General features: G+C 31.0%; 18 protein-coding genes and 2 pseudogenes. 5 read left to right on the forward strand and 15 right to left on the reverse strand.

The annotated features are described in order from the left end of the window. Positions 1-116 precede the first annotated feature (116 nt). Together recQ and HMPREF2561_RS02790 are read right to left on the reverse strand one after the other, a co-directional pair. Positions 117-1,895 (reverse strand): DNA helicase RecQ, encoded by a 1,779-nt coding sequence (gene recQ / locus HMPREF2561_RS02785; RefSeq protein WP_017175953.1) that lies wholly within the window; start codon positions 1,893-1,895, stop codon positions 117-119. 13 nt (positions 1,896-1,908) lie between these two features. Then, a complete protein-coding gene (locus HMPREF2561_RS02790) occupies positions 1,909-3,789 on the reverse strand; it encodes an ABC-F family ATP-binding cassette domain-containing protein (protein ID WP_017175954.1) in 1,881 nt (626 codons plus the stop codon). A gap of 111 nt (positions 3,790-3,900) precedes the next feature. Here HMPREF2561_RS02790 and HMPREF2561_RS02795 point away from each other — a divergent pair, with 111 nt between their 5' ends. Next, on the forward strand, positions 3,901-4,719 hold the full coding sequence (locus HMPREF2561_RS02795) for a ZIP family metal transporter (RefSeq protein ID WP_002455634.1): 819 nt from the start codon (positions 3,901-3,903) through the stop codon (positions 4,717-4,719). 291 nt (positions 4,720-5,010) lie between these two features. On the opposite strand, the gene ltaS is transcribed toward HMPREF2561_RS02795, so the two are convergent. The 7 genes from ltaS to HMPREF2561_RS02825 form a co-directional block, all read right to left on the reverse strand. Beyond that, positions 5,011-6,948: a polyglycerol-phosphate lipoteichoic acid synthase LtaS gene (gene ltaS / locus HMPREF2561_RS02800; protein ID WP_049379635.1), complete on the reverse strand. Its 1,938-nt coding sequence runs from the start codon at positions 6,946-6,948 to the stop codon at positions 5,011-5,013. A gap of 406 nt (positions 6,949-7,354) precedes the next feature. Further along, entirely contained in the window at positions 7,355-8,359 is a 1,005-nt protein-coding gene (locus HMPREF2561_RS02805; protein WP_070468303.1) for a 5-oxoprolinase subunit C family protein, read from the reverse strand. Further along, the gene (locus tag HMPREF2561_RS02810; protein ID WP_048681250.1) at positions 8,359-9,063 is read right to left on the reverse strand and encodes a 5-oxoprolinase subunit B family protein; all 705 of its coding nucleotides are present in this window, start codon (positions 9,061-9,063) and stop codon (positions 8,359-8,361) included. The genes HMPREF2561_RS02805 and HMPREF2561_RS02810 overlap by 1 nt, the downstream gene beginning before the upstream one ends. A gap of 41 nt (positions 9,064-9,104) precedes the next feature. Next, positions 9,105-9,311, reverse strand: a complete 207-nt coding sequence (locus HMPREF2561_RS10560) for a hypothetical protein (RefSeq protein ID WP_049379636.1) — start codon at positions 9,309-9,311, stop codon at positions 9,105-9,107. Between the two features lie 53 nt (positions 9,312-9,364). Next, positions 9,365-9,973 carry an aminotransferase class IV gene (locus HMPREF2561_RS02815; protein WP_049379637.1) on the reverse strand — a complete coding sequence of 203 codons (609 nt, stop codon included), beginning with the start codon at positions 9,971-9,973 and terminating at the stop codon, positions 9,365-9,367. Next, positions 9,974-11,116 (reverse strand): chorismate-binding protein, encoded by a 1,143-nt coding sequence (locus HMPREF2561_RS02820; protein ID WP_070468305.1) that lies wholly within the window; start codon positions 11,114-11,116, stop codon positions 9,974-9,976. It abuts the gene before it with no gap. After that, on the reverse strand, positions 11,100-11,693 hold the full coding sequence (locus HMPREF2561_RS02825) for an anthranilate synthase component II (RefSeq protein WP_017175960.1): 594 nt from the start codon (positions 11,691-11,693) through the stop codon (positions 11,100-11,102). Before HMPREF2561_RS02825 ends, HMPREF2561_RS02820 begins: the two co-directional genes overlap by 17 nt. A 330-nt stretch (positions 11,694-12,023) precedes the next feature. On the opposite strand from HMPREF2561_RS02825, the gene queC reads away from it, so the two are divergent. The 4 genes from queC (at position 12,024) to HMPREF2561_RS02845 (ending at position 14,550) form a co-directional block, all read left to right on the forward strand. After that, positions 12,024-12,701 (forward strand): 7-cyano-7-deazaguanine synthase QueC, encoded by a 678-nt coding sequence (gene queC, locus HMPREF2561_RS02830; RefSeq protein ID WP_017175961.1) that lies wholly within the window; start codon positions 12,024-12,026, stop codon positions 12,699-12,701. After that, positions 12,698-13,117: a 6-carboxytetrahydropterin synthase QueD gene (queD, locus tag HMPREF2561_RS02835; RefSeq protein WP_017175962.1), complete on the forward strand. Its 420-nt coding sequence runs from the start codon at positions 12,698-12,700 to the stop codon at positions 13,115-13,117. Before queC ends, queD begins: the two co-directional genes overlap by 4 nt. Continuing rightward, entirely contained in the window at positions 13,117-13,833 is a 717-nt protein-coding gene (gene queE, locus HMPREF2561_RS02840; RefSeq protein WP_017175963.1) for a 7-carboxy-7-deazaguanine synthase QueE, read from the forward strand. Before queD ends, queE begins: the two co-directional genes overlap by 1 nt. Before the next feature lie 108 nt (positions 13,834-13,941). Further along, positions 13,942-14,550, forward strand: coding sequence for a hypothetical protein (locus HMPREF2561_RS02845; RefSeq protein ID WP_017175964.1), 609 nt, complete (start codon positions 13,942-13,944; stop codon positions 14,548-14,550). A gap of 92 nt (positions 14,551-14,642) precedes the next feature. Here HMPREF2561_RS02845 and HMPREF2561_RS02850 read toward each other — a convergent pair. From HMPREF2561_RS02850 to HMPREF2561_RS02880, 6 genes and pseudogenes are all read right to left on the reverse strand, one after another. Beyond that, positions 14,643-15,578: pseudogene (locus HMPREF2561_RS02850) on the reverse strand (glycosyltransferase family 2 protein); the annotation flags it as partial. Between the two features lie 127 nt (positions 15,579-15,705). After that, positions 15,706-16,545 (reverse strand): aldo/keto reductase, encoded by an 840-nt coding sequence (locus HMPREF2561_RS02855; protein WP_017175966.1) that lies wholly within the window; start codon positions 16,543-16,545, stop codon positions 15,706-15,708. A 112-nt stretch (positions 16,546-16,657) separates the two neighbouring features. Next, on the reverse strand, positions 16,658-18,028 hold the full coding sequence (locus HMPREF2561_RS02860; protein ID WP_049379639.1) for a hemolysin family protein: 1,371 nt from the start codon (positions 18,026-18,028) through the stop codon (positions 16,658-16,660). Between the two features lie 834 nt (positions 18,029-18,862). Next, a pseudogene (locus HMPREF2561_RS02870) lies at positions 18,863-20,843 on the reverse strand (fructose-specific PTS transporter subunit EIIC). A gap of 5 nt (positions 20,844-20,848) precedes the next feature. Beyond that, a complete protein-coding gene (gene pfkB, locus HMPREF2561_RS02875; RefSeq protein WP_019834923.1) occupies positions 20,849-21,769 on the reverse strand; it encodes a 1-phosphofructokinase in 921 nt (306 codons plus the stop codon). 10 nt (positions 21,770-21,779) lie between these two features. After that, positions 21,780-22,526, reverse strand: coding sequence for a DeoR/GlpR family DNA-binding transcription regulator (locus HMPREF2561_RS02880; protein WP_048682600.1), 747 nt, complete (start codon positions 22,524-22,526; stop codon positions 21,780-21,782). Between the last annotated feature and the right edge of the window lie 79 nt (positions 22,527-22,605).

Raw genomic sequence — 22,605 nt, forward strand, 5'->3', positions numbered from 1 at the left:
TAAATTCATACTTAATAGATTTAAATACTAATTATTTTTTAACAATAAAAAATAAAACAACTTAAAACATTTTTCTAGCTTCTAAGTTGTTTTATTAAGTCATATTTAATTTTTTGTTAGATATTCGTTTTATATGATTGGATTGTTTCAAGAAATTTAGGACAATAATGTTTTAACTTATAGCTTCCTACACCATCTATCGCAATCATTTCTTGTTTAGATTCTGGTTTACGTTTAGCAAACTCTTCCAATGTATAGTCAGAAAAAATACTCACAGGCGCAATATTCAACTTTTCACTTAATTGACGGCGAACTTCTACTAATTCACTATATAAAGCACGATCAACGCCTTCTATTGTATTAATGAAAACTTTTTCCTTACTTTTATGTTTAAATGGCGTCGTATACACTGTGACGTCATTATTCAATAATTCTTTCACACTTTCATCACACGTTAGAATTTCATTATATTCATTTAAAAAGCCTTTAAACCGTAACTCATCAATTAAATGACTTAACTCTGAAGTAGTATAGTCTTTCATCAATCCATGTGTTGTAAGTTGATGATAATGATTGTATTTAATATAATCACTTAATTCTCCACGTAACACTTGAATAATAACATGATAGTTTTCTTGTTGACGCATGCGTGCGATACAACTAATAATCATTTTTGCTTCATTGGTCATGTCATAAGTTTTATTTTGTTGAATGCAATTACTACATTGACCGCATTCCTCTAGACGCGCATTCGGTTCAAAATAATGTACAATTGTCGCTTCTAAGCACTTTTTCGTTTTAGTATACTGAATCATTTTAGTTAGTTTCTCGCCCATTTTATCTTTATAATCATCATCTGCTTGCGAAACAGTAATAAAATATTCATGTAATCCTTTATCTCTTTCACTAAATAATAAAATACATTCACTTTTTAAGCCATCTCGTCCTGCACGACCCGCTTCTTGATAGTATGATTCAAGATCTCCAGGCATGTTGTAATGAATAACATAACGAACATTAGATTTATCAATACCCATTCCAAATGCATTTGTTGCGATAACAACTTTAATACGATCGTATACAAAGTCATTTTGAGCTTCTTCTCTTTCTTTATTTGTTAAACCTGCATGATAAATAGCAGAAGCAATATTTATAGATTCTAGAGATTCTTGTAATTCTTCTACTTGTTTACGTGTAGAACAATAAATAATACCTGCTTGATCTTTATGAGCTTTAGCATATTCAATAACAAAGTTTTGTCTTTGATATGTCGGATTTACTTTAAAAATGAGATTACGTCTTTTGGTACTTGTTTTAATTTCATCTTCTTTTCGGATATTTAATTTTTCCATAATATCCTGTTGAACTTCGGCCGTAGCTGTAGCTGTAAGAGCTACAATCGTAAAATCTTGAGGTAGTGTAAACACTTTGTTTATGACGCTTTGATAACTAGGTCTAAAATCATGTCCCCATTTTGAAATACAGTGAGCCTCATCAAATGCAATTAAGTTAATATCAATTTGACTAAGCAACTTTAAAAAATAGTTACTTTCAAAACGTTCAGGTGCCACATATAAAAATTGAATGCCTTCAGTGATTAACTTATTTTCAATCTCAGATTGTTGTTTTTTATTTAAACTACTATTTAGATAGGCTGCTTTGATACCCATTGCTTTTAACTGATCCACTTGGTCTTTCATTAAAGAAATCAATGGACTTATTACTATCGTTGTACCACCTAACATTAAACCAGGCACTTGATAACATATTGATTTACCACCACCTGTAGGCAAGACACCTAATACATTATGATGATTTAATATTTTAGAAATTATCTCTTTTTGACCTGGTCTAAACGTATCATAACCAAAATAATGTGACAAAGTTGCTTCCATACTTACATTCCCCTTATTGCTCTTTTATTTCTTCTAATTCACTCCATCTCGTGATGTCTACATCATATGACTGCTCTAGATGTTCTTTTTCTTCATTTAATTCTTTTATTTTAGCGTAATCAGCGCTCGCTTCTACCATTTCAGCATCAATTTGCTCTAGTCTATGTTCTGTCGTTTCAATACGTTCCATTAGGGCTTCATATTCCCGTTTTTCTTTATAAGACAGTCCCGTCTTTTTACGAATGTTTGATTTAGTTTTAGGTTGTTGAGCTTGTTTTTCAAGTGTATCCTGTCGATCTTTTTCTTTTTTATAGGCCTCATAATCTTCGAATGTTCCAATAATACGTTCTAATTGGCCATCGTGAATGTACCAATATTCTTGTGCTACTTTGTTTAAAAAATAACGATCATGACTTACAGTAACTACTGACCCTCCGAATGTACTAATGTAGTCTTCTAAAATTGTTAATGTTTCAGTATCAAGATCATTGGTTGGCTCATCAAGTAACAGAACATTAGGTTGATGAACAAGCAATCTCAATAAATATAATCGTTTTTGCTCTCCACCTGATAATTTATAAATCTTTTTACCATGAGCAGCACTCGGAAATAGAAATCGCTCTAACAATTGAGTAACTGAAACTGAAGTACCATCTTTTTCTTTTGCCACTTCACTTTCTTCTCTCAAATAGTCAATCATACGTATATCACTATCCAAAGTTTCTTCTGTTTGTTTAAAATAAGCTATTTTTACAGTTTGGCCAACTTTTAATTCTCCAGAATAATCAGTATCATCTTGATTTAAAATATTTAACATTGTCGTCTTCCCTGCACCATTTGGGCCAACAATACCAATTCTTTGACCACTTTGAATGATTTCTGTTACATCTTTGAATAATATTTTATTTTGAATCTTTTTCGTTAAATGATCTAACTCAAATACTTGTTTGCCTAATCTAGAATAAGCAAGATTGAGTTGACCTTTATCTTTTTGATGATGAGATTGAACTTCTGTCTCTAAATCATTAAATCGATTAATTCGAGCTTGTTGTTTTGTCGTTCTTGCTTTTGCGCCTGTACGCATCCATGCAAGTTCTTGTTTATAAAGTGCTTTTTGCTTTTCTTGTTGTTTTTGTTCAATCACTTCATTTTCAGCTCTCATTGCAATGTAATCTTCATAGTTTCCTGGATAAGATTTAAGTTTTCCTCTATCTAATTCCACAATACGTGTAGCAATCTCATTTAAAAAATAGCGATCATGTGTCACAAATAAAACTGTATGTGGATATTGCTTAACATAGTTAATTAACCAATTAATTGATTCAAAGTCTAAATGGTTTGTAGGCTCATCTAACAATAACAAATCAGGTTGTTCAATAAGCGTCTTAGCTAAGACAACACGTTTTTGTTGTCCGCCTGATAATTCTTTAACTTTTTTAGTCGTATGATTAATACCTAATTTTGATAAAATAGTTTTAATTTCAGCATTGTAATCCCATGCATGGTGTTGATCCATAAGTTCTTGAGCTTCCATCATTTTTTTAAAATTCGCATCGTTTTGATGTTCTGTATATATAGTCACAGCTTCTTCATATGTTTTAATAATACGTAAAGTATCTGTATCGGAACTTAGAACAGCTTGAAACACTGTCATATCACCATCTAAATGTTGCTTCTGTGAAGAATAACGAATACGATACTGATTAGGATGAGTTATATCGGCTGAAAAATCTTCATCTAAACCACCAATGACTTTTAATAAAGTACTTTTACCAGTACCATTTATACCTACAAGTCCAATTTTTTCATGTTCAGAAATAGAAAGATTTAAGTCATCAAAAATAACTTTATCAGCATATGATTTATTTAGTTGTTCTATTTTATACGCTTCCATATTTTTACTTCCTTTTTAATATCGAAATTTCAATATATTTCTGATAAGCTTAATTCAGTTCTATATATTATACACCTTTTTAATGCTAAATGATATAAGGAGAAAATAGATGTGATAGACTTTTTCGAAAATTTACCACCTTATCTTCAAGCACTTATTGCTGGTATTATCACTTGGTTATTAACTGCTTTAGGTGCTGCATCAGTCTTTATTTTTAAGACTGTAAACAAAAAAATTCTAACTTCTATGCAAGGTTTTGCCGCTGGAATTATGATTGCTGCAAGTTTTTGGTCTTTATTACAACCTTCCATTGATTATGGTACAAATGGTCATTTACCTGCTTGGTTACCTGCTGCGATTGGTTTTATTCTAGGTGGTGTGTTTATTAGAGGACTTGATGCAGTCATTCCACATATACACCAAAAAATCGGTGATAAAAGTCAATATCGAGAAGGCGTTAAAACTTCTTTAAGTAAAAATGCTTTACTAGTATTAGCTATCACTTTACACAATATTCCTGAAGGTTTATCAATTGGTGTAGCATTTGGTGGAATTGCAACTGGAAATGGACAAGCTACCTTTTTTGGAGCCCTTGGTTTAGCAATTGGTATTGGTATTCAGAATATTCCAGAAGGAGCTGCTTTGTCTATGCCGATTAGAGCCGCTGGTGCAACACGTTTTAAAGCATTTAATTATGGTCAAGCATCAGCAATAGTAGAACCTATTTTTGCAACTATAGGTGCCATTGCAATTATTTTTATCACTCCAGTACTACCTTATGCATTAGCTTTTGCAGCAGGAGCAATGATTTTTGTAGTTGTAGAAGAGCTTATTCCTGATTCTCAATCGGGTAATAATACAGATTTAGCTACATTAAGCTTAATGCTTGGTTTTGTAATAATGATGATATTAGACGTATCATTAGGATAATTAAATTAAAGAATAGGCCTGAGACATAATAAATTGTCTTAGGCATTTTTAATATATTGGCAGTCAATTCTAGTCTCGGGACTCCAACATAAAAATTTTCAATAAGAAAGTCTACGTCTAACGCAAGTTAAGAATGCGTTACCACAGTAAAACGAGGAATTCAAAATGAATTCTGTCCCACTCCCTTTCTTTTTTGTTTATTTTTAATGCAACTATAAAAAACCCGTAGATAAAACTTATCTACGGGCATTTAATATAGAATGTTGATTTTACACACTCTCTAATATTGAATTATTTTTGATTTCCATAAGGACCTATTTTGTAGTCATATTTTGATGGATTAATTTTTTTGAAATCTGGATTATTGTAGAATCTGAATAGGTCACCATTTAATACGTCGTCACTCATTTCTAAATCTTTTTCCACCTGTTTTTTATTTTTTTCTAAATCTTTAGGTGGCGTTGTTATTAATTCATTATTTTTATTTGAATATACTTTACCATTCACAAATTTATAATCTTTTGTGATGAAATCACCATTACGGAATGGAATTACATCATTATGATCTTTAGATAACATATCTGTACCAAACATTAAATAATTCTTCGAATCAATACCAACTAAATGTAAGATAGTAGGCATAACATCCACTTGTCCAGCATATGTTTCATCTATAGCTCCATTTTTGCCAGGAATTTTTAACCAGAAGCCAGTACGATTTAAATCTGTGAATTTAGCTGGTGTAATTTGCTCACCCAGTAATTTTTCCATTGCATTGTTATGGTTTTCAGAAATACCATAATGGTCACCGTAAATCATAATGACTGAATCATCATATAATCCTTTTGCTTTCAAATCATTAATATACTGTTCTAAAGCTTGATCTAAGTAATGCGCCGTTTGAATATATCCATCTACAGTAGAATCGCCTGTATTCGGTTTATCAATACTTGCATCTTCTGAATTTAAAGTAAATGGATAATGGTTAGTTAGTGTAATTAAATGAGAGTAAAAAGGTTGTTTCATTTTAGATTGATATTCTGCTGATGCTTTAAAGAAAGGTTTATCTTTTAACCCTAAGTTCACGACATTTTCATCCGACATATCATAATATGTTGCATCGTAAAATTTATCTATACCAAAATGTTTATAAATTTGATCACGGTTCCAAAATGTTTTGTAGTCCCCGTGCATAACATCAGAAGTGTAACCTTCTTTTTGATCTAAAATTGCTGGTAAAGATTGATATGTGTTATCTCCTTTTAATGAATACGCAGATCCTTGAGGTAAACCATATAAACTATTATCCATTGTAAATTCTGAATCAGAAGTTTTACCTTGTCCTGTTTGATGGAAGAAGTTTGGATAATATCTAAAGTCATCGTTACCAGTCGATAATTTATTTAAGAAAGGTGTAACTTCCTTACCATTTACTTTTTTATTAATTAAAAATGTTTGAAAACTTTCTAAATGTATTTTTATGATATTTTTCCTTTTAGCAATACCATAATATTCAGAGTTTGGCTCCGTATTTTTTTGTTTCGTATAATTTAAAACACGAGTTAAATCATCTTCAGAAGCCAATGCTTTTTGTTGATTGTTTTGAATCGTTTTAACACCATCATATACAGTGAAATTATATGGGCCTAAATATTTAACTAAATATTTGTGATCAAATGTACGAGTTAATAATTCAGGTCGATCAGTTTCAGCAAAAGCTAAGTTTAAAAAGAACAATGCAATTGATGCTGCCATCACTACTGGTACAAACTTTTTACTAAATACACGTTTGTCTAACCAACTTCGTTTAAAAATTAAAATAAACAGATAAACAATAGTATCTAAGAAATACACAAAGTCATACCATTTAAAAGAGGCACTTACTGCGCCCCCCATCGATTCAACGTTACTCGCTTGATTTAATGTACTAAACGTTAAAAAGTCTGAGAAGAACCTAAAATAAACAACATTAGCATAGAGTAAAAATGTTAATAAGAATCCTCCAATAAAAATAAACCAATATGCTTTCTTACCTTTAAAGAACAAAAAGATACTTAAAATAAGCGCGATTAAACTATATGGATTCATCAATAGTATTAAATTTTGAACTAATCCTTTAACACCTAAAGAAAAATCTACATAGTATGAGAAATACGTTTTCAAGGTTACTGTAAATACAGTCATTAAGAAAAACGCAAAAAGACTTATTTTTCTTTTGTGTAAACTCATGAATGTTTCCTCCGTTTATAGTTATTCAAATACGGCCATTTACAAATGCTATTTTTAAAATTTAATATATTTTTAAAACAATAAAATTTTTAATTATCATTTAATAAAAGAACACTTTTTATTACTACATTTAATTGTTAACTATTTATTAAAAAAATATGAATTTTGTAATATTTTTGTAATAATACTTCATAGTTCAATATATAAATATAAAGTATTTTTACTTATTTATCAAGAAAAAGCTCAAGTTTAGCCTTTCCATTTATATACCTAATCATTTCTAAACTATTAAACTGATTGATATATTATAACGTCTAATCTATTCAATTTAATCAGACTATAGTCCTATACCTTTACATTAAAAAATATCATTAAATATTAATATTCAATATTTTGATGATATTTTTTATTTTAACATTTCTAATTGCATTCGAAATTCGATACCGTGAAATAATTGATTCATCCAATTACTAAACTTCACAGTATTTTTTTCAGCCGTTTCAATATCTATAAATTGAAATTTCAAACGAGATCCTCGTGGTTTTTGAGCAAGTTTAGTTAAATGATAGCTTGCTATAGTACCTATTTGTGGATAACTTCCAATAGTGTAATGATCATTTAATATAATAATAGGTGTACCATCACGTTTTACTTGAATAGTGCCCTTTTTTACTGGTTGATACTCAGGCATATCTTCATAATATGCTTTAATACTAGGACCCTCTAATAACATCCCTACACGATTAGACTTATTCGTTACCTTGTACTCTCCATGTATAAATGTTTGTTGTGTTTCAGTATCAAAATCATTTGTTCCTTTATTAGCAATGACATGAAATACATCAGAAACATAATTAAACGATAAAGCATAACCATCAATTCCCCAACTTGTTGTTCGCTGATGTGCTAAATTTTCAAAAAGTTTACGGTGTCGTGATGTATAATCACGTTTCATTTCAATTTCATCGCCTTCTTGAAGTGTTCTTCCATGAAACCCTCCAACACCAACATTTAAATCTGTTGACGTTGAATTTAACCAAGAATCTAATTTAAATCCTCCTCCAATAGCTAAATAAACACGAGATGTTGTACTCGTTTCTTTGAAAGACAATACTTCTCCTTTTTCTACTAAATACAATTTATAAGGTTTAATTTTCATATTTTCTGTACACGCTTCAAAGTGATGACCTGTTAAGGCAATTAAAGTAGGCTCTGTGAATCTAATTTTCGCCATAATATGTGTCATTTCTAAAGTTGCTTCGTTTTTATCATTTGCTACAAGACGATTCGCAATTTCATGTCCTAATGTATCTAATGCACCGCCAGGGATGACTCCCTCATATTCATACCCTTGGCGTCCAAAGTCTTGGAACGTGCTAAAAAGTCCAGGTTTTTCTATTATGATTGACATTATTTAAAATCTCCTAATTCAGTATCATTTGGATTTTTAGGATGAAATAAGACATTATCTCCTAATTTTAATAAATTAAAGTTATCGCGCTCTGGTGAAAATAATTTAATTGGGGTATAGCCAATGACTAACCAATCGTTATAAGTATCTGTCGTTACAATGCCACATTTTTTCCCTTCAATAATGACAGAACCTGCAGGTACTCTTTTTTTCTTGTGACTGGTATGATTAACATATAATTTTTCATTCATTCCTGTTAAATAAGGAAAGCCTGGAGAATATCCCATCATAGAGACAAAGTAATGTGATTTTGAATGAAGTTGAATAAATTCCTCTTTGGATAGACGATAGTATTTTAATAGAGCTTCTAAATCAGGTCCAAATTGATCACCATAAACCACAGGAATATTATGAAAATGACACGCTATTTGTTTATTTTCGATATGTTCTAATTCAGTCTGAATTGAATTTACAAGTGCCTTCATATATTGAAATGGCGATGAAATATTATAATGTTTAATCATATCTCGAGCATCATAACAAATCATCATACTAGACTCTGTAGGTACAATATCAGTGATGAAAGGTAAGTCTTTATTTAATAAATGTGTACGTACAGCAATTAAATTTTTTGTTACATCTTCAGCGACTTCTTGTTCAATATCTATAATAATCGCTTGGTCTCCTTGACTATAAATTTTCATTATTGCACCTCTTATTACATTCTAAATTATTTGAATCTATTTTATTGATGATAAAATAAATTTAATAAATGCGTAGCATATGGCATGATAGACTGAATTAAAAGATATACTAGTACAAATTGAAACAACACAGTCATTGTGCCTACAATACGCGGTAGCATGATTAGATTATCCTTCAAATATCGATTGATTATATATTTACTTAAACTATTGAGTAGTACGATAAGTATTAACCATAATAATGCCATAATCTTCTCCATTATTAACTAAATTAAATTTCACAATATTTATCAAATGTATTTTATATATAAATAGATACCCGAGCAACTTCACGTAGACTATTCAGCAAATAAACTTCTACTTCTTCATTTTCCAGTTTTATCATTAATTCATCTTTAGTATAATCTTTCAGCTTAAGTTTATGATTTTCTAATAAACTTTCTCTCATACATCCTCGTAAAAAATCTTTATTATATCGTGGCGTATAATAGTTTCCATTTTCTTTAATCATAATATTTCCAATATCAAATTCTAAAATTTTACCACTATCATCATACAGTAGTATCAAATCTGTTTCATGATTATGCGTTAAATATGTTCTTTCTGTTGTTTTATTTATAATAAATTTTTGTGGATAATCATTGTTAGACTTTTTAAAACGTGCAGTAAAATTGTCTTTAGAAGATAATGGCTGAATAACGTGGGTAAATTGTCCGTCTTTATCAATTTCTATTTTCAAACGATATAAGTGGTCATTATAATTTTGTTTTAAATTTTCAATATAACTATACCAAGCAATCTCTGAAAACTGAAAACCTAATTGTGAACAAGATTGACGTAAACGACGCGTATGATAGTTTAGCCTTGGTATATGACCATGATTAAGTCGCATTGTTTCAAATAATTTCAATCATAACTCCTCCAATATTTTGGTTTTGTCTCGAAATTCTTGAATTTCATTTAATGGAACAGAATCAATGGTAATTCCCGCACCTACCCCGTAAAGAGCCAGATTATTTCGATATTCTACTGTTCTAATTGGAATGTTAAAAATCATTTTATCATCTGGTAACAATAAACCTATTGTGCCGCAATAAATATGTCTTGGACTGGTTTCTAAGTGTTTGATATAAGTCATTGTACTTTGTTTAGGCGCACCAGTGATCGATCCACATGGAAACATTGCTGTTAAAATCGAATGAAGAGATATAGCATCTTCTAGTTGCCCTGTTACCATACTTGTCATTTGATATACGGTTTGATACGTTTCAATAAAGAACAATTTATAAACCTCGATGGTTCCAGTTTTTGAAATCCTTGACATATCATTACGTAATAAATCAACAATCATTACATTTTCTGCTCTATCTTTATGAGAATACATTAATTTTTCATAATTCAACTGATCTTCTACACTAGTTTTCCCACGTGGCATTGTTCCTTTCATCGGCTTACTAACAATCACGTTTGCTTTATCGTTAAATGTACCTTTTTGAAAAAATAACTCTGGAGAAATTGACGCAACTTTTACTTCTTCAGTATCTAATAAAGCTGTATAGCTACCGTTATTGTTGTGAGTTAAATAGGTATATAACATTGAAATAGGATAATGCACTTTACTGGATAAACGAGTAGTATAGTTAACTTGATAAGTATCTCCTTCTGTAATAGCTTCTTGTATTTTAATAATTTTTCTTCTCATTTGTTCGTCACTTTCTTGGAATTGAAAGTGATGTACTGAATGATATTGTATATTGTCCTTATTATTATCAGAATTTAAGGGTTGATTAAAAGCGTATGCAGCAGCATATACTTCTTTTTCTATTAAGTGATACGTTTCTAATTGATTATTAAAAAATGGCGCTGATTCATAAGTTAAATATAACGCTACATAATGCCCCTTTGTCTGTTGTTCTTCAGCAAATTGAATAACTTCACCTACTTCTTCTAAAGAATAGGCAATTGATTTTGAAATATATTGATCAAATCGCAATTGATAATTGATGTAGTCATCTTCATTAGTATAATAACGGTAATTAAACGTAATATTCATGTGTTTTTCCTACTCTCTCTATAAAGTATTGAATCTGCTGATGACCATATTCACTTAATATAGATTCAGGATGATACTGTACTGCAAAAATAGGTAGTGTATCATGTTCAAATGCCATCATAATACCTTCATTATTTGTAGCTGTAATATTTAATTGAGAAGGTAATTGTTGCCTATTAGCAATTAAAGAATGATAACGCATGACATTAAAATTTTGAGGTAACTGTTTGAAAAGTCCTTTACCTGTATGCATTATAGGTGTTGTATGACCATGAACGGGCTTTGGCCCATGCATAATTTCCCCTCCATAATATTCATAGATGAGTTGAAACCCTAAACAGATACCTAATATAGGCACCGATGAGGCGTATCTATCTAAAACGCTTTTCAAAATTGGATAGTCACTTGGTTTTCCCGGACCTGGAGATATGACAATAGCTTCAATTGTTAATTCTTCAAGTAATGCTACAGTCACTTCTGTTACCTTTATTACCTTTACACAATGAGAAGTTTTTGTTTTTATGTAATCAATCAAGTTATATGTAAATGAATCATTATTATCTATGACTATAATCATAATTATTTCCAACCTTCAAAATAATATATTAAAATACAATTTTATATAAGCGCTTTTTTTAATATTCTATAAACTAGCACTTGATTTTAAGATATGAATATATTAAGCTATCTATCGTATAATTCGAATATAAAGAGGTTCCTAGCTGAAACCCTCTATAAAAAACTAGACCTTTGTAGAAATATTTATATAAGCTTTTTAATGTACATATGTTCTACATCTTTTAAGTCTATCTTTTTATAGAGATAGGCTTTTTTTATATTTTATATCCAATGTTTTCATTCTATTTCATCATAAATTAAAAATATTAACTTTTAAAGGAGAAACGTTATGCCAAACAGTGTTTTGAATTCTGAAAAAGCAATTGTTGTGTTTAGTGGTGGTCAAGATAGTACAACCTGTCTTTTCTACGCCAAAAGACATTTTAAAGAGGTTGAACTTGTCACATTCAATTATGGGCAAAGACATAATACAGAAATCGAAGTAGCTTCTAAAATAGCAAAAGATCAAGGGTTGAAACACCATATTTTAGACATGTCTTTACTATCTCAACTTACTCCAAATGCATTAACAAAACATGACATGAAAATTGAGACAGGAGAAGATGGTATACCAAATACTTTTGTACCTGCTCGTAATTTATTATTCTTGTCATTTGCTGGAGCTCTTGCTTATCAAGTGAATGCGAAACACATCATTACGGGTGTATGTGAAACAGACTTCTCTGGTTACCCAGATTGCCGAGATAGTTTTATTAAATCTATGAATGTCACACTTAGTTTATCTATGGATAGAGACTTTGTTATTCATACACCCTTAATGTGGTTAGATAAAACGCAAACTTGGGAACTCAGTGATGAATTAGGTGTCCTCGATTATGTGCGCCACAATACGCTTACATGCTACAACGGTATTATTGGAGATGGATGCGGAGAATGTCCAGCTTGTAAATTAAGACAACGTGGACTTCATCAATATTTAGAACAAAAAGGAGATGCGTCATTATGATACAACAAGTTTATCCTACAGTGAATCACCCTTATACATTTGAATTAAATAAAGATTTCAATTTTTCTGCGGCACATTTTATTCCTAGTGAAGATGCTGGAAAATGCATGAGAACACATGGACATACTTATTTTGTTAACTTAACTATTGTTGGAGATACACTCGACCATAATGGATTTTTAATTAATTTTAGTGAATTAAAACGATTGGTCCATGACCAATTTGATCACTATTTATTAAATGATTTACCTCAATTTAAAGATAAAAGTCCTTCTACTGAAATTGTGGCACAGACAATTTTTGAAATCGTACAAGCTCATCTTAACGAGTATGACAATAAACCTAAATGTGTACAAGTGTATTTACGTGAAACACCATCAAGTTATGTTGTCTATCGTCCAAAGGAGAATAAATAATGCCTTCAAAAATACCAGTTTTAGAAATTTTTGGTCCTACTATTCAAGGAGAAGGACGAGTTATAGGACGAAAAACAATGTTTGTCCGCACAGCAGGATGCGATTATCGTTGTAGTTGGTGCGATTCCGCCTTTACGTGGGATGGTAGCGCTAAAGATGATATAGAGTTATTAACTGCTCAAGACATTTATGATCGTTTAAAAGAAATTGGCGGTAATCAATTTGATCATGTCACTATTTCTGGAGGTAACCCTGCATTAATCAAAGGAATTCAAGATTTAGTAGATTTATTTGAAGAAAAAAATATTTTTACGGCATTAGAAACCCAAGGCAGTAAATTTCAACCTTGGATGCGACAAATTAACGATTTAACAATTAGTCCTAAACCGCCTAGCTCTAATATGGTGCCTAATTTAGAAATATTAGATGATGTCATAGAACAATGTATACCATCAACATTGAACTTGAAAGTAGTTGTTTTTGATAAAGAAGATTATCAATTTGCTAGAATGATTCATCATCGTTATCCTAATATTCCATTTTATTTGCAAGTAGGAAACCCTTATTTAGATGATGATGTTGAACATCATACCGAAAAATTACTTGGTCGCTATGAAACCCTTGTAGACACAGTAATGAATAGCAGTGATATGAATCACGTGTATGTTTTACCTCAGTTACATACATTGTTATGGAGTAATAAGAAAGGTGTATAATTAGTAAATTATAATAGAATATTATTTATTAAGTGTTTTGAAATGATTAAGTTTATTTTAATTGCTATAATATTTTAATGAACTACACACACGTGATAGGAGTACACCATGATTATATATGTATTTATTAATATAGCCATTACCATATGTGTTCTGGGTTTTGATTTATATCGGCATCATTTCAAACAACTAACGTTTAACTCCGTTCTATTATCCATTGTTATCAATGCTATTATTAATAGTATTGTGATTGAAAAGTTCAATTTTATAACATTTGCTTCAATTATATTTTTCTTAAGTTGGACAATCTTACAATATTATTTAAATCGTAAACATATATACTTAATGATTTCAGAGTATAAATCTCTTGCATTCATTTTTGCAATTATGATTAGTTGCTCATTATTTATCACTTTTGAATCTAGCGATCAATCAGTCTATATGTCTATCCCTTATTTAGCTCCAGCTATATTTATCGTAGGCTTAAGCATTGATTTCATAAGTACTTTTTCAAAAAATGAAATGAATCATCTTAAATTTTTGAGTAAGCTACAACATCCTATTATGATTGGTCATACAATTATTATTATTTCAATTATACTTTTGACCTTATTAACGTCATTTTGGTATATCTTCATAATTATTTATGCTTTATTTGATATATATTTATTGTGGCAACTCAAACATAATCATATTGAAAATGACTTAAAAAAATAAACATGTAAGAAGCTATGATGTAAGAGCTTTTACATGTTTATTTTTTATTGATAAATTTTTTCTTTTTCTGCAACTACTTTTTCAATAGGTGCTTTTAAATTGGAAGCTTCTACAATATATTTTGGTCTTTGTTTTACTTCGTAATAAATTCGCCCAATATATTCGCCAACTACACCAATAGACATTAACTGAATGCCACCTAATAACAATACAGCTGCTATTGTTGTAAAGTAACCCGGATGATTAATTCCATTCATTAAAATGCCTATTAACAAATAAATAATATAAATGATGCTTAATCCAAAGATAAACATTCCAAGATATATCATTGCTCTCAGTGGTTTATTATTAAATGATATTAATCCATCAATCCCATAATTTAATAACTTGGTAAAAGTCCATTTAGATTCTCCAGCTTCTCGTTCTACATTTTTATAAGTAAAAATCTTTGTATTATATCCTATCCATTCAAATAACCCTTTAGAAAATCGATTATATTCATTTAATGAAACAATCGATTTAACTGCACGTTGACTTAATAATCGAAAATCTCCTACACCATCACTAAATTTAATATCTTCGACAAAGCTATTAATGAGCTTATAGTACAACTTTGACATTGTTTTACGTGCAACATTTTCACCACTACGATCTCGTTTAGCGACAACTTGATCAAACCCTTGTTGATACATTTCAACCATTTTAGGTATAAATTCCGGAGGATGTTGTAAATCTCCATCAATCATTACGACTGCATCAAAATTCACACTGTGTTGAAAACCAGCAATCATTGCTGCTTCTTTACCAAAATTTCGACTGAAAGAAATATATTTAACATGTTCATCGTATTCCGCTAAATGTTGTATATGCTCAATCGTATTATCTTTACTACCGTCATCAATAAATAACAAGTCATAATAATAACGACGAGTTTTACTATTCTCCGTCAAAATTTCAGTCAATCTATCGTAAGTTTTTTTTACGACTTTACCTTCATTGAAGCAAGGTATAATGACTCTGATTTTCATCTAATTACATCCTTTTCTACATTCTTTCCAATATTGTATCAATAAAATCAATAAACATTCTACTAATAACCATGTAATTAACAAATAATTAACATTAATTCCAGCTTTTGTAATAATTTAAACTATATTATTTTAAATCACCTATTGCTACATCATCTGGATCTTTACCTTGACGTGCATTTCTATTTAAACTATCAATTTCCGCAATCTCAGTAAGTTCTAAATTAAAGTCAAAAATATCATAATTTTCACGAATACGAGATGGCGTTTTTGATTTAGGAATAATAATTCTGTCATGGGCTAGATGCCAACGTAATACAATTTGTGCTGGTGTTTTGTCATATTGTTCTGCTAATTTTGTAATTACTGGATCATCTAATAATCCTCGATTTCTCATAAGTGGCATCCAAGCTGTAACAGTAATATCATGTTTATCACAATAATCTTGTACATCTTGTTGATTAAAATAAGGATGAACTTCTATTTGATTAATTTGAGGTACAATAGTTGTCTCTTTCATCAAAGTTTCTAAGTGATGGGGTTTAAAGTTACATACACCAATCGCTTTAATTTTACCTTCATTATATAATTTTTCTAATGCTTTATAAGATTCAATATATAAGCCATCTTTTTCACATGGCCAATGAATTAAATATAAATCTAAGTAATCCAATCCTAAGTTTTCTAAAGATTTATTAAAATATTCTAATGTATTATCATATCCTTGATAATCATTCCATAATTTAGAAGTAATAAATACGTCTTCTCTTGCAATATCACTGTTGTTTAAAGCTTTACCTAGTGCTTGTTCATTACCGTAAAAATAAGCAGTATCAAATGCACGATATCCCGCTTCTAATGCTGTTTGTACTGCGGTTTCCATCTCATCATCTTCCATTTTATAAACACCTAGTCCTACTTTAGGCATTGGGTAACCATTATTTAACACTTGTGTATCATTTATCATTTGTGCCACATCCTATTCAATATAATTTCTCAACTAAAAAATAGCATAACTTAATTTCTTTTACGCATACAAATAAAGACACTTAGGTTTACATACCCAAGTGCCTTTATTTTTATTCATCCGATTCATGTTTGTGATCGTGATTGTCTTCTTCCTCTTCATCACTAATCACAGGTCTTGTTTCATTAAATTGGTATTTAAGTACAACCCATACCAATTGATGATTATCCATTTCAGAAACAATCCATCGATCGTATTTTGTATCTATATAATCTTCAACTTGAAGATTAGTATTGTGTGCTTGTAACCATCCACCAATTGTATCGATATCTTCAGAATCTTCAAAAGTGATATCAAATTTTTCATGTAAATCATCAAGTAAGACACGTCCGTTAATTTGATACATATCTTCCTCTAATTTAACAATATCATTTATTTCATCGTCATCAAATTCATCTCTGATTTCACCGACAATCTCTTCAAGAATATCTTCCATTGTTAGAATACCAGCAGTACCACCATATTCGTCAATAATAAGACTAATATGAACATGTTCACGTTGCATTGAAACTAATGCATCGCTAATACGAGTTGTTTCTGAAATCATAGGTAATTCATGAATATAATTAGAGATTTTAATTGTTTTACCTGAAGCATATTCTGTTAAAAATTCTTTTACATTAATAAAACCTTTTATATGGTCTTTATCCCCATCTTCAGTAATTGGATAACGTGTAAATTGATGTTCTTTAATCGTTTCAAGTAATTCGTCAACATTAAATGGTTCGTTTAACGTTACCATTTGTGTACGTGGAACCATGATATCTTTCGCATGTCTTTCGTCAAATGAAAAGATATTTTGCATGTAATTCAGTTCTGTTTGATTAATTTCTCCACCATTATAACTATTATTAATAATAATTTTAATTTCTTCCTCAGACATTGCATCTGCTTGCGCATCAGGATTAACACCAAGCATTCTAATAATTACTCGTGCCGAACCATTCATTAACCATATTAATGGTTTCATGACATTACCAAAATAATATAATGGTCTAGCATAAGTTAATGCTAATTTTTCAGTATGTTGTATTGCTATTGATTTAGGTGCTAACTCACCTAACACTACATGTAAATAAGTTACAACAATAAACGAAATCACAAATGAAATGGTTGTAGTTACTGCACTTGGCAAATGTAATAGATTAAAAAGTGGATGTAATAGTTTTTCGAATGTCGGTTCACCTAACCAACCTAAACCTAAAGATGTAACTGTAATACCAAGTTGACATGCTGATAAATAATAATCAAGATTAGCAATCATCTTTTTAACAATTTTTGCACTTCCATTACCTTCATCAGCAAGTTGTTCAATTCTTGTTGAACGTACTTTTACTAATGCAAATTCAGATCCAACGAATACGGTTGTTAAAGCGATTAATAGAAAAAATATTACTAAATTAATTATGGTCACTGTTTCCAATTAGTTCCCTATTTCTAGGGATTCACCTCCAAATATTATGTGTCTCTAATGAGTAACACGAATTTAATACGTCATACTTATCACCGTTATAAACGCATGTTAAGACCTTCCCATTAAGACACCCCCAAAAAAATGTATTACTTTAATATTACCATATTTCTATACTAAATGGTTAAATAAGAATAAGAAAGCTTTTAACATTTAAAATCATTTAAAAAGCATTATATAATGATTTTCTTACTACTATTTCATATATACTTCAATAGTCCTTGTAATAAATTTTTAAGAAAATCAGAGAAATGATATGTGAGGAATTTTTAATTAAATGCTATAAAAGTACAATAATACTCCAGGATGGTTATTTGTTTCTTAAACTCAAATTCCCATTTAAACCTAATCTGTAGTAATAGTCAAGTACATATATATCTATGTCTTTTTAATTATATACTAACTATATAATAAAAGATTGGACAGAATTCGTTAATCCCTTCGATAATGTAACCCCAGCTTTCGTTGAGCGTTGGGTTTCTCAGGAAACCCTTTTTGCTGAGGCCCCAACCCCAGCTTTCGTTGAGCGTTGGGTTTCTCAGGAAACCCTTTTTGCTGAGGCCCCAACCCCAGCTTTCGTTGAACGTTGGGTTTCCTAGAAAACCCTTTTTGCTGGCACTCCACCCCAAATTTCTTTGAACATTGCTTTTTTACAAAGATTTCGATGCTAGTACTCCTTGAAATAATCTTGATACTACACGTTTTCAATTCAATGACCAAATATCAATATATAAAAAAATGCCTGAGACAACTCATTATGTCTCAGGCTCATTAAACCAATGTTGATTATTCATCCATAGATTCTGAAGCTTTAATTTCTTGTTCTGTTAATTTTGGTTTCAGTAAACCATAAAGTACTGCTGAAACAAGTGTACCTATAATTAAAGCAATGATAGTTTGGATGATATGACTAAAGTCTGTTGCTGCTATAACGATGATACCACCATGTGGTGCATTAATTCTTGAACCAAGTCCTAATGCAATCGCTCCAGCAACACCTGAACCGACCATCATTGATGGAATCACACGTAATGGGTCAGCAGCTGCAAAAGGTATAGCACCTTCTGTAATAAATGATAGACCCATAACATAGTTAGGTACGATTGAGCCACGTTGCTCTTTTGTAAATTTACGTTTAAAGATAAACATTGCTGTGGCAATTGCCAATGGTGGAATCATACCACCAACCATTGCTGCTGTTATTGGTGCAGCATTACCTTCAGTTAAAGCTGCTGTCGCAAATACATAGGCCGCTTTATTGAATGGACCTCCCATATCAATTGCCATCATAGCTCCAATAACTAGTCCTAATAGCATAATGTTAGAACCAGATAAACTATTTAAACCATTTAATAATAGATTGTTTAACCATGCTGCAGGTGGATTAAATACATAAATCATTAATAATCCAGTAATCGTCACACTTAATAGTGGATAAATTAATGTTGGTTTTAAACCTTCAACTGCTTGAGGTAAATTACGAGTAATATATTTGATACCTTGTGTTAAATAACCCGCTAAGAAACCAGCAATAATACCACCGATAAATCCAGAGCCACCAGAAATTGCTAACATACCGCCAACTAGGCCAGCTGCAAAACCTGGTTTATCTGCAATACTACGAGAAATGAAACCAGCTAAGATTGGAATAATTAATGCAAAGGCACTCTTATTACCAATATTCCACAATTGTTCTGCAAACGCATTATGTTCAGGGCTTTTTGGATCAAATGAGTTGGCACCAAATAAGAATACAATCGCCATTAAGATACCACCAGCAATAACAAGTGGTAACATATTAGAAACACCATTCATTAAGTGTTTATAAAATGCTTTACCTGGACTTAATTTTTCATCATTACTATCTTTATCTGTATTTCTTTGTCCACCATGTGCTTTAAATGGTTTTCTACTTGTATCAAGTGCTGTATTGATTAACTCTTCAGGACGTTTAATCCCGTCTGCTACTGGAACCTCAACTACATTTTTACCATCGAAACGATCTGTTTCTACATGAACATCGGCAGCTACAATAATCCCAGTTGCACGTTCAATATCTTGTTGAGTTAAGTTGAGTTAAATGGTTTTTAATACCACTTGAACCATTTGTTTCAACTTTTATTTTAACTCCCATTTTTTCTGCTTGTTTTTTCAAAGCATCACGGGCCATATACGTATGTGCAATACCTGTTGGACACGCTGTTACAGCTAAAACGTAAGATTCGTTAGCATTATCATTCGCTGATGCACCAGTTGTTGCTTGTGCTTCAGCCTCTTGCTCTTGAGCTTCTTTTTCTTCTTCTTTAGTCGCTTCGTCATCAGCATTATCAATAATACGAAGTATTTCTTCTTCTGAATTAGCCTGTAATAAATTTTCTCTTACTTTATCGTCCATTAAAATACCTGACAATTTAGCTAATGCATCTAAATGTGTTTGTGCACCACCCTCTGGCGCTGCAATCATAAAGAATAAATGTGCAGGTTGGCCATCTAAACTTTGATAGTCCACACCTTCTTTTGATTTACCAAAAGCAATCGCAGGTGATTTCACTGCTGCTACTTTAGCATGTGGAATGGCTATTCCTTCACCAATTCCCGTTGTGCTTTGTGACTCACGATTATGAATCGCTTCCTTAAATTGAGCTATATCACTTAATTTACCAGCTGAATCTAATTGATTAACTAATTCATCAATGACGCCATTTTTATCACTAGCTGATAAATCCATAGCAATTGTTTCTTTAGTAAGTAATTCTGTTATTCTCATCTCTATCACTCCCCATCAAGTACAGAAATTGTAACTTGTGACTTGATTTTTTCTATATCTTCTTTTAATGCTAAGTCATCATTAAATGCTGTAGCTGTACCTGAAGCTACTGCTTGGCGAAATGCTTCTTCAAGTGAGAGTCCCGACTCAAGACCCGCTACCATACCTGCAACTGTACTGTCACCAGATCCTACTGTATTTACAACTTCACCTTTAGGATTTTGGGCTTTAATACTTCTTGTCTCATCAACATATATGGCACCATCTCCACCTAAAGAAATAATGACAGATTGAGATCCATTTTTTACTATTTCTCTACCATACTTAACGACATCTTGATCAGATTTAATTGTGACATCAAACATTTCTTCTAATTCATCTTTATTCGGTTTAATAAATAAAGGATGATATTCTAACACTGTATTAACTAAATCTCTTTCAGCATCCACTACTAATTTTGCACCTGTTTCTTGAGTGATTTTTGCAATTTGAGCATAAGCATCACTCGGAATACTTTTTGGAACACTTCCTGCTACAATGACAGTGTCCTCTTTAGAAGTATGTCTAATCTGATTTAATAATGCTTCAAACTGATCAGAAGTCACATTCGGACCAGGTGCATTAATTTCAGTTTCATCGCCAGATTTTAATTTAACATTAATACGAGTATCTTCATTTACTTTAATAAACTCCGTATTAATATCGCTTTGTTCCAAGATACTAGAAATAAATTCCCCAGGAAAACCTCCAGCAAATCCTAATGCCGTAGACGAAACATCTAAGGTTTTCAACACGCGAGAAACATTAATACCTTTTCCTCCAGCAAATTTGTATGTTTCTCTAGCTCTATTAAGTCCTTTTAGCTCAAATCCATCAGTAAACATGATGTAATCAATAGAGGGATTAAATGTCACTGTATATATCATAATTAACCTCCTAAAAATGGTATTTCTCTTTGTATTCGTTGTAGCGATTATGATGACGTAATTGCTCAGATACGATGTACTCAACATGGCAAGATTTGGTTGAGACATGCGCAAAATATATTTCATCTAATTTTGAATGGTCTAATAAAACATAAGATGTGGTTGCTTGATGTATTGCTCTTTCTTTAATTAATGCTTCTTTTTCATCCGGTGTGGTTAATCCATGATTCAAATCTAAGCCATTCATACCTATGAAAGCTTTATCAAAACAATAACGTCTTAAAACTTCAAGGGCACTTGCTCCTACAGTAGCAAAAGTGGTAGCTTTTACTTCTCCACCAATCATCAAAGTTTTAATACCTCGCTGAAGTAATCTTTCAACGTGAGACAATCCGTTTGTAACCACTACGATATCTTGTGCTTTTATAAATGGAATCATCTCAATTGTAGAAGAACCTGCATCCATAAAAATACAATCATTATCTTCAATGAGCAAAGCTGCCTTTCTTCCAATTTCTTTTTTTTCTTTTAGATTTGTAGACAGTTTTTCAGATAAAATGGGTTCTTGATTTCTATGACTATTAAGTGTCGCACCACCATGAACACGTTGAAGACGTCCAAGTTGTTGTAACTTTGATAAATCTCTTCTTATAGTTGAAGCACTACAACCTGTTCGTTCAATTAACTCTTGGAGTGATAAAAAATCTTTTTTCTTAAGTTCTTGTAAAATTAAACTTTGTCGTTTTTCAGAGATCATCTTTAACACTCCTTTACAACTTTTATTATAGTGTTCGCGCTTACATATTTCAATCAAAAATTATCAAAAACGTTCAAAA

Source organism: Staphylococcus sp. HMSC069E10 (genome assembly GCF_001809205.1).
Taxonomy (GTDB): Bacteria; Bacillota; Bacilli; order Staphylococcales; family Staphylococcaceae; genus Staphylococcus; species Staphylococcus hominis.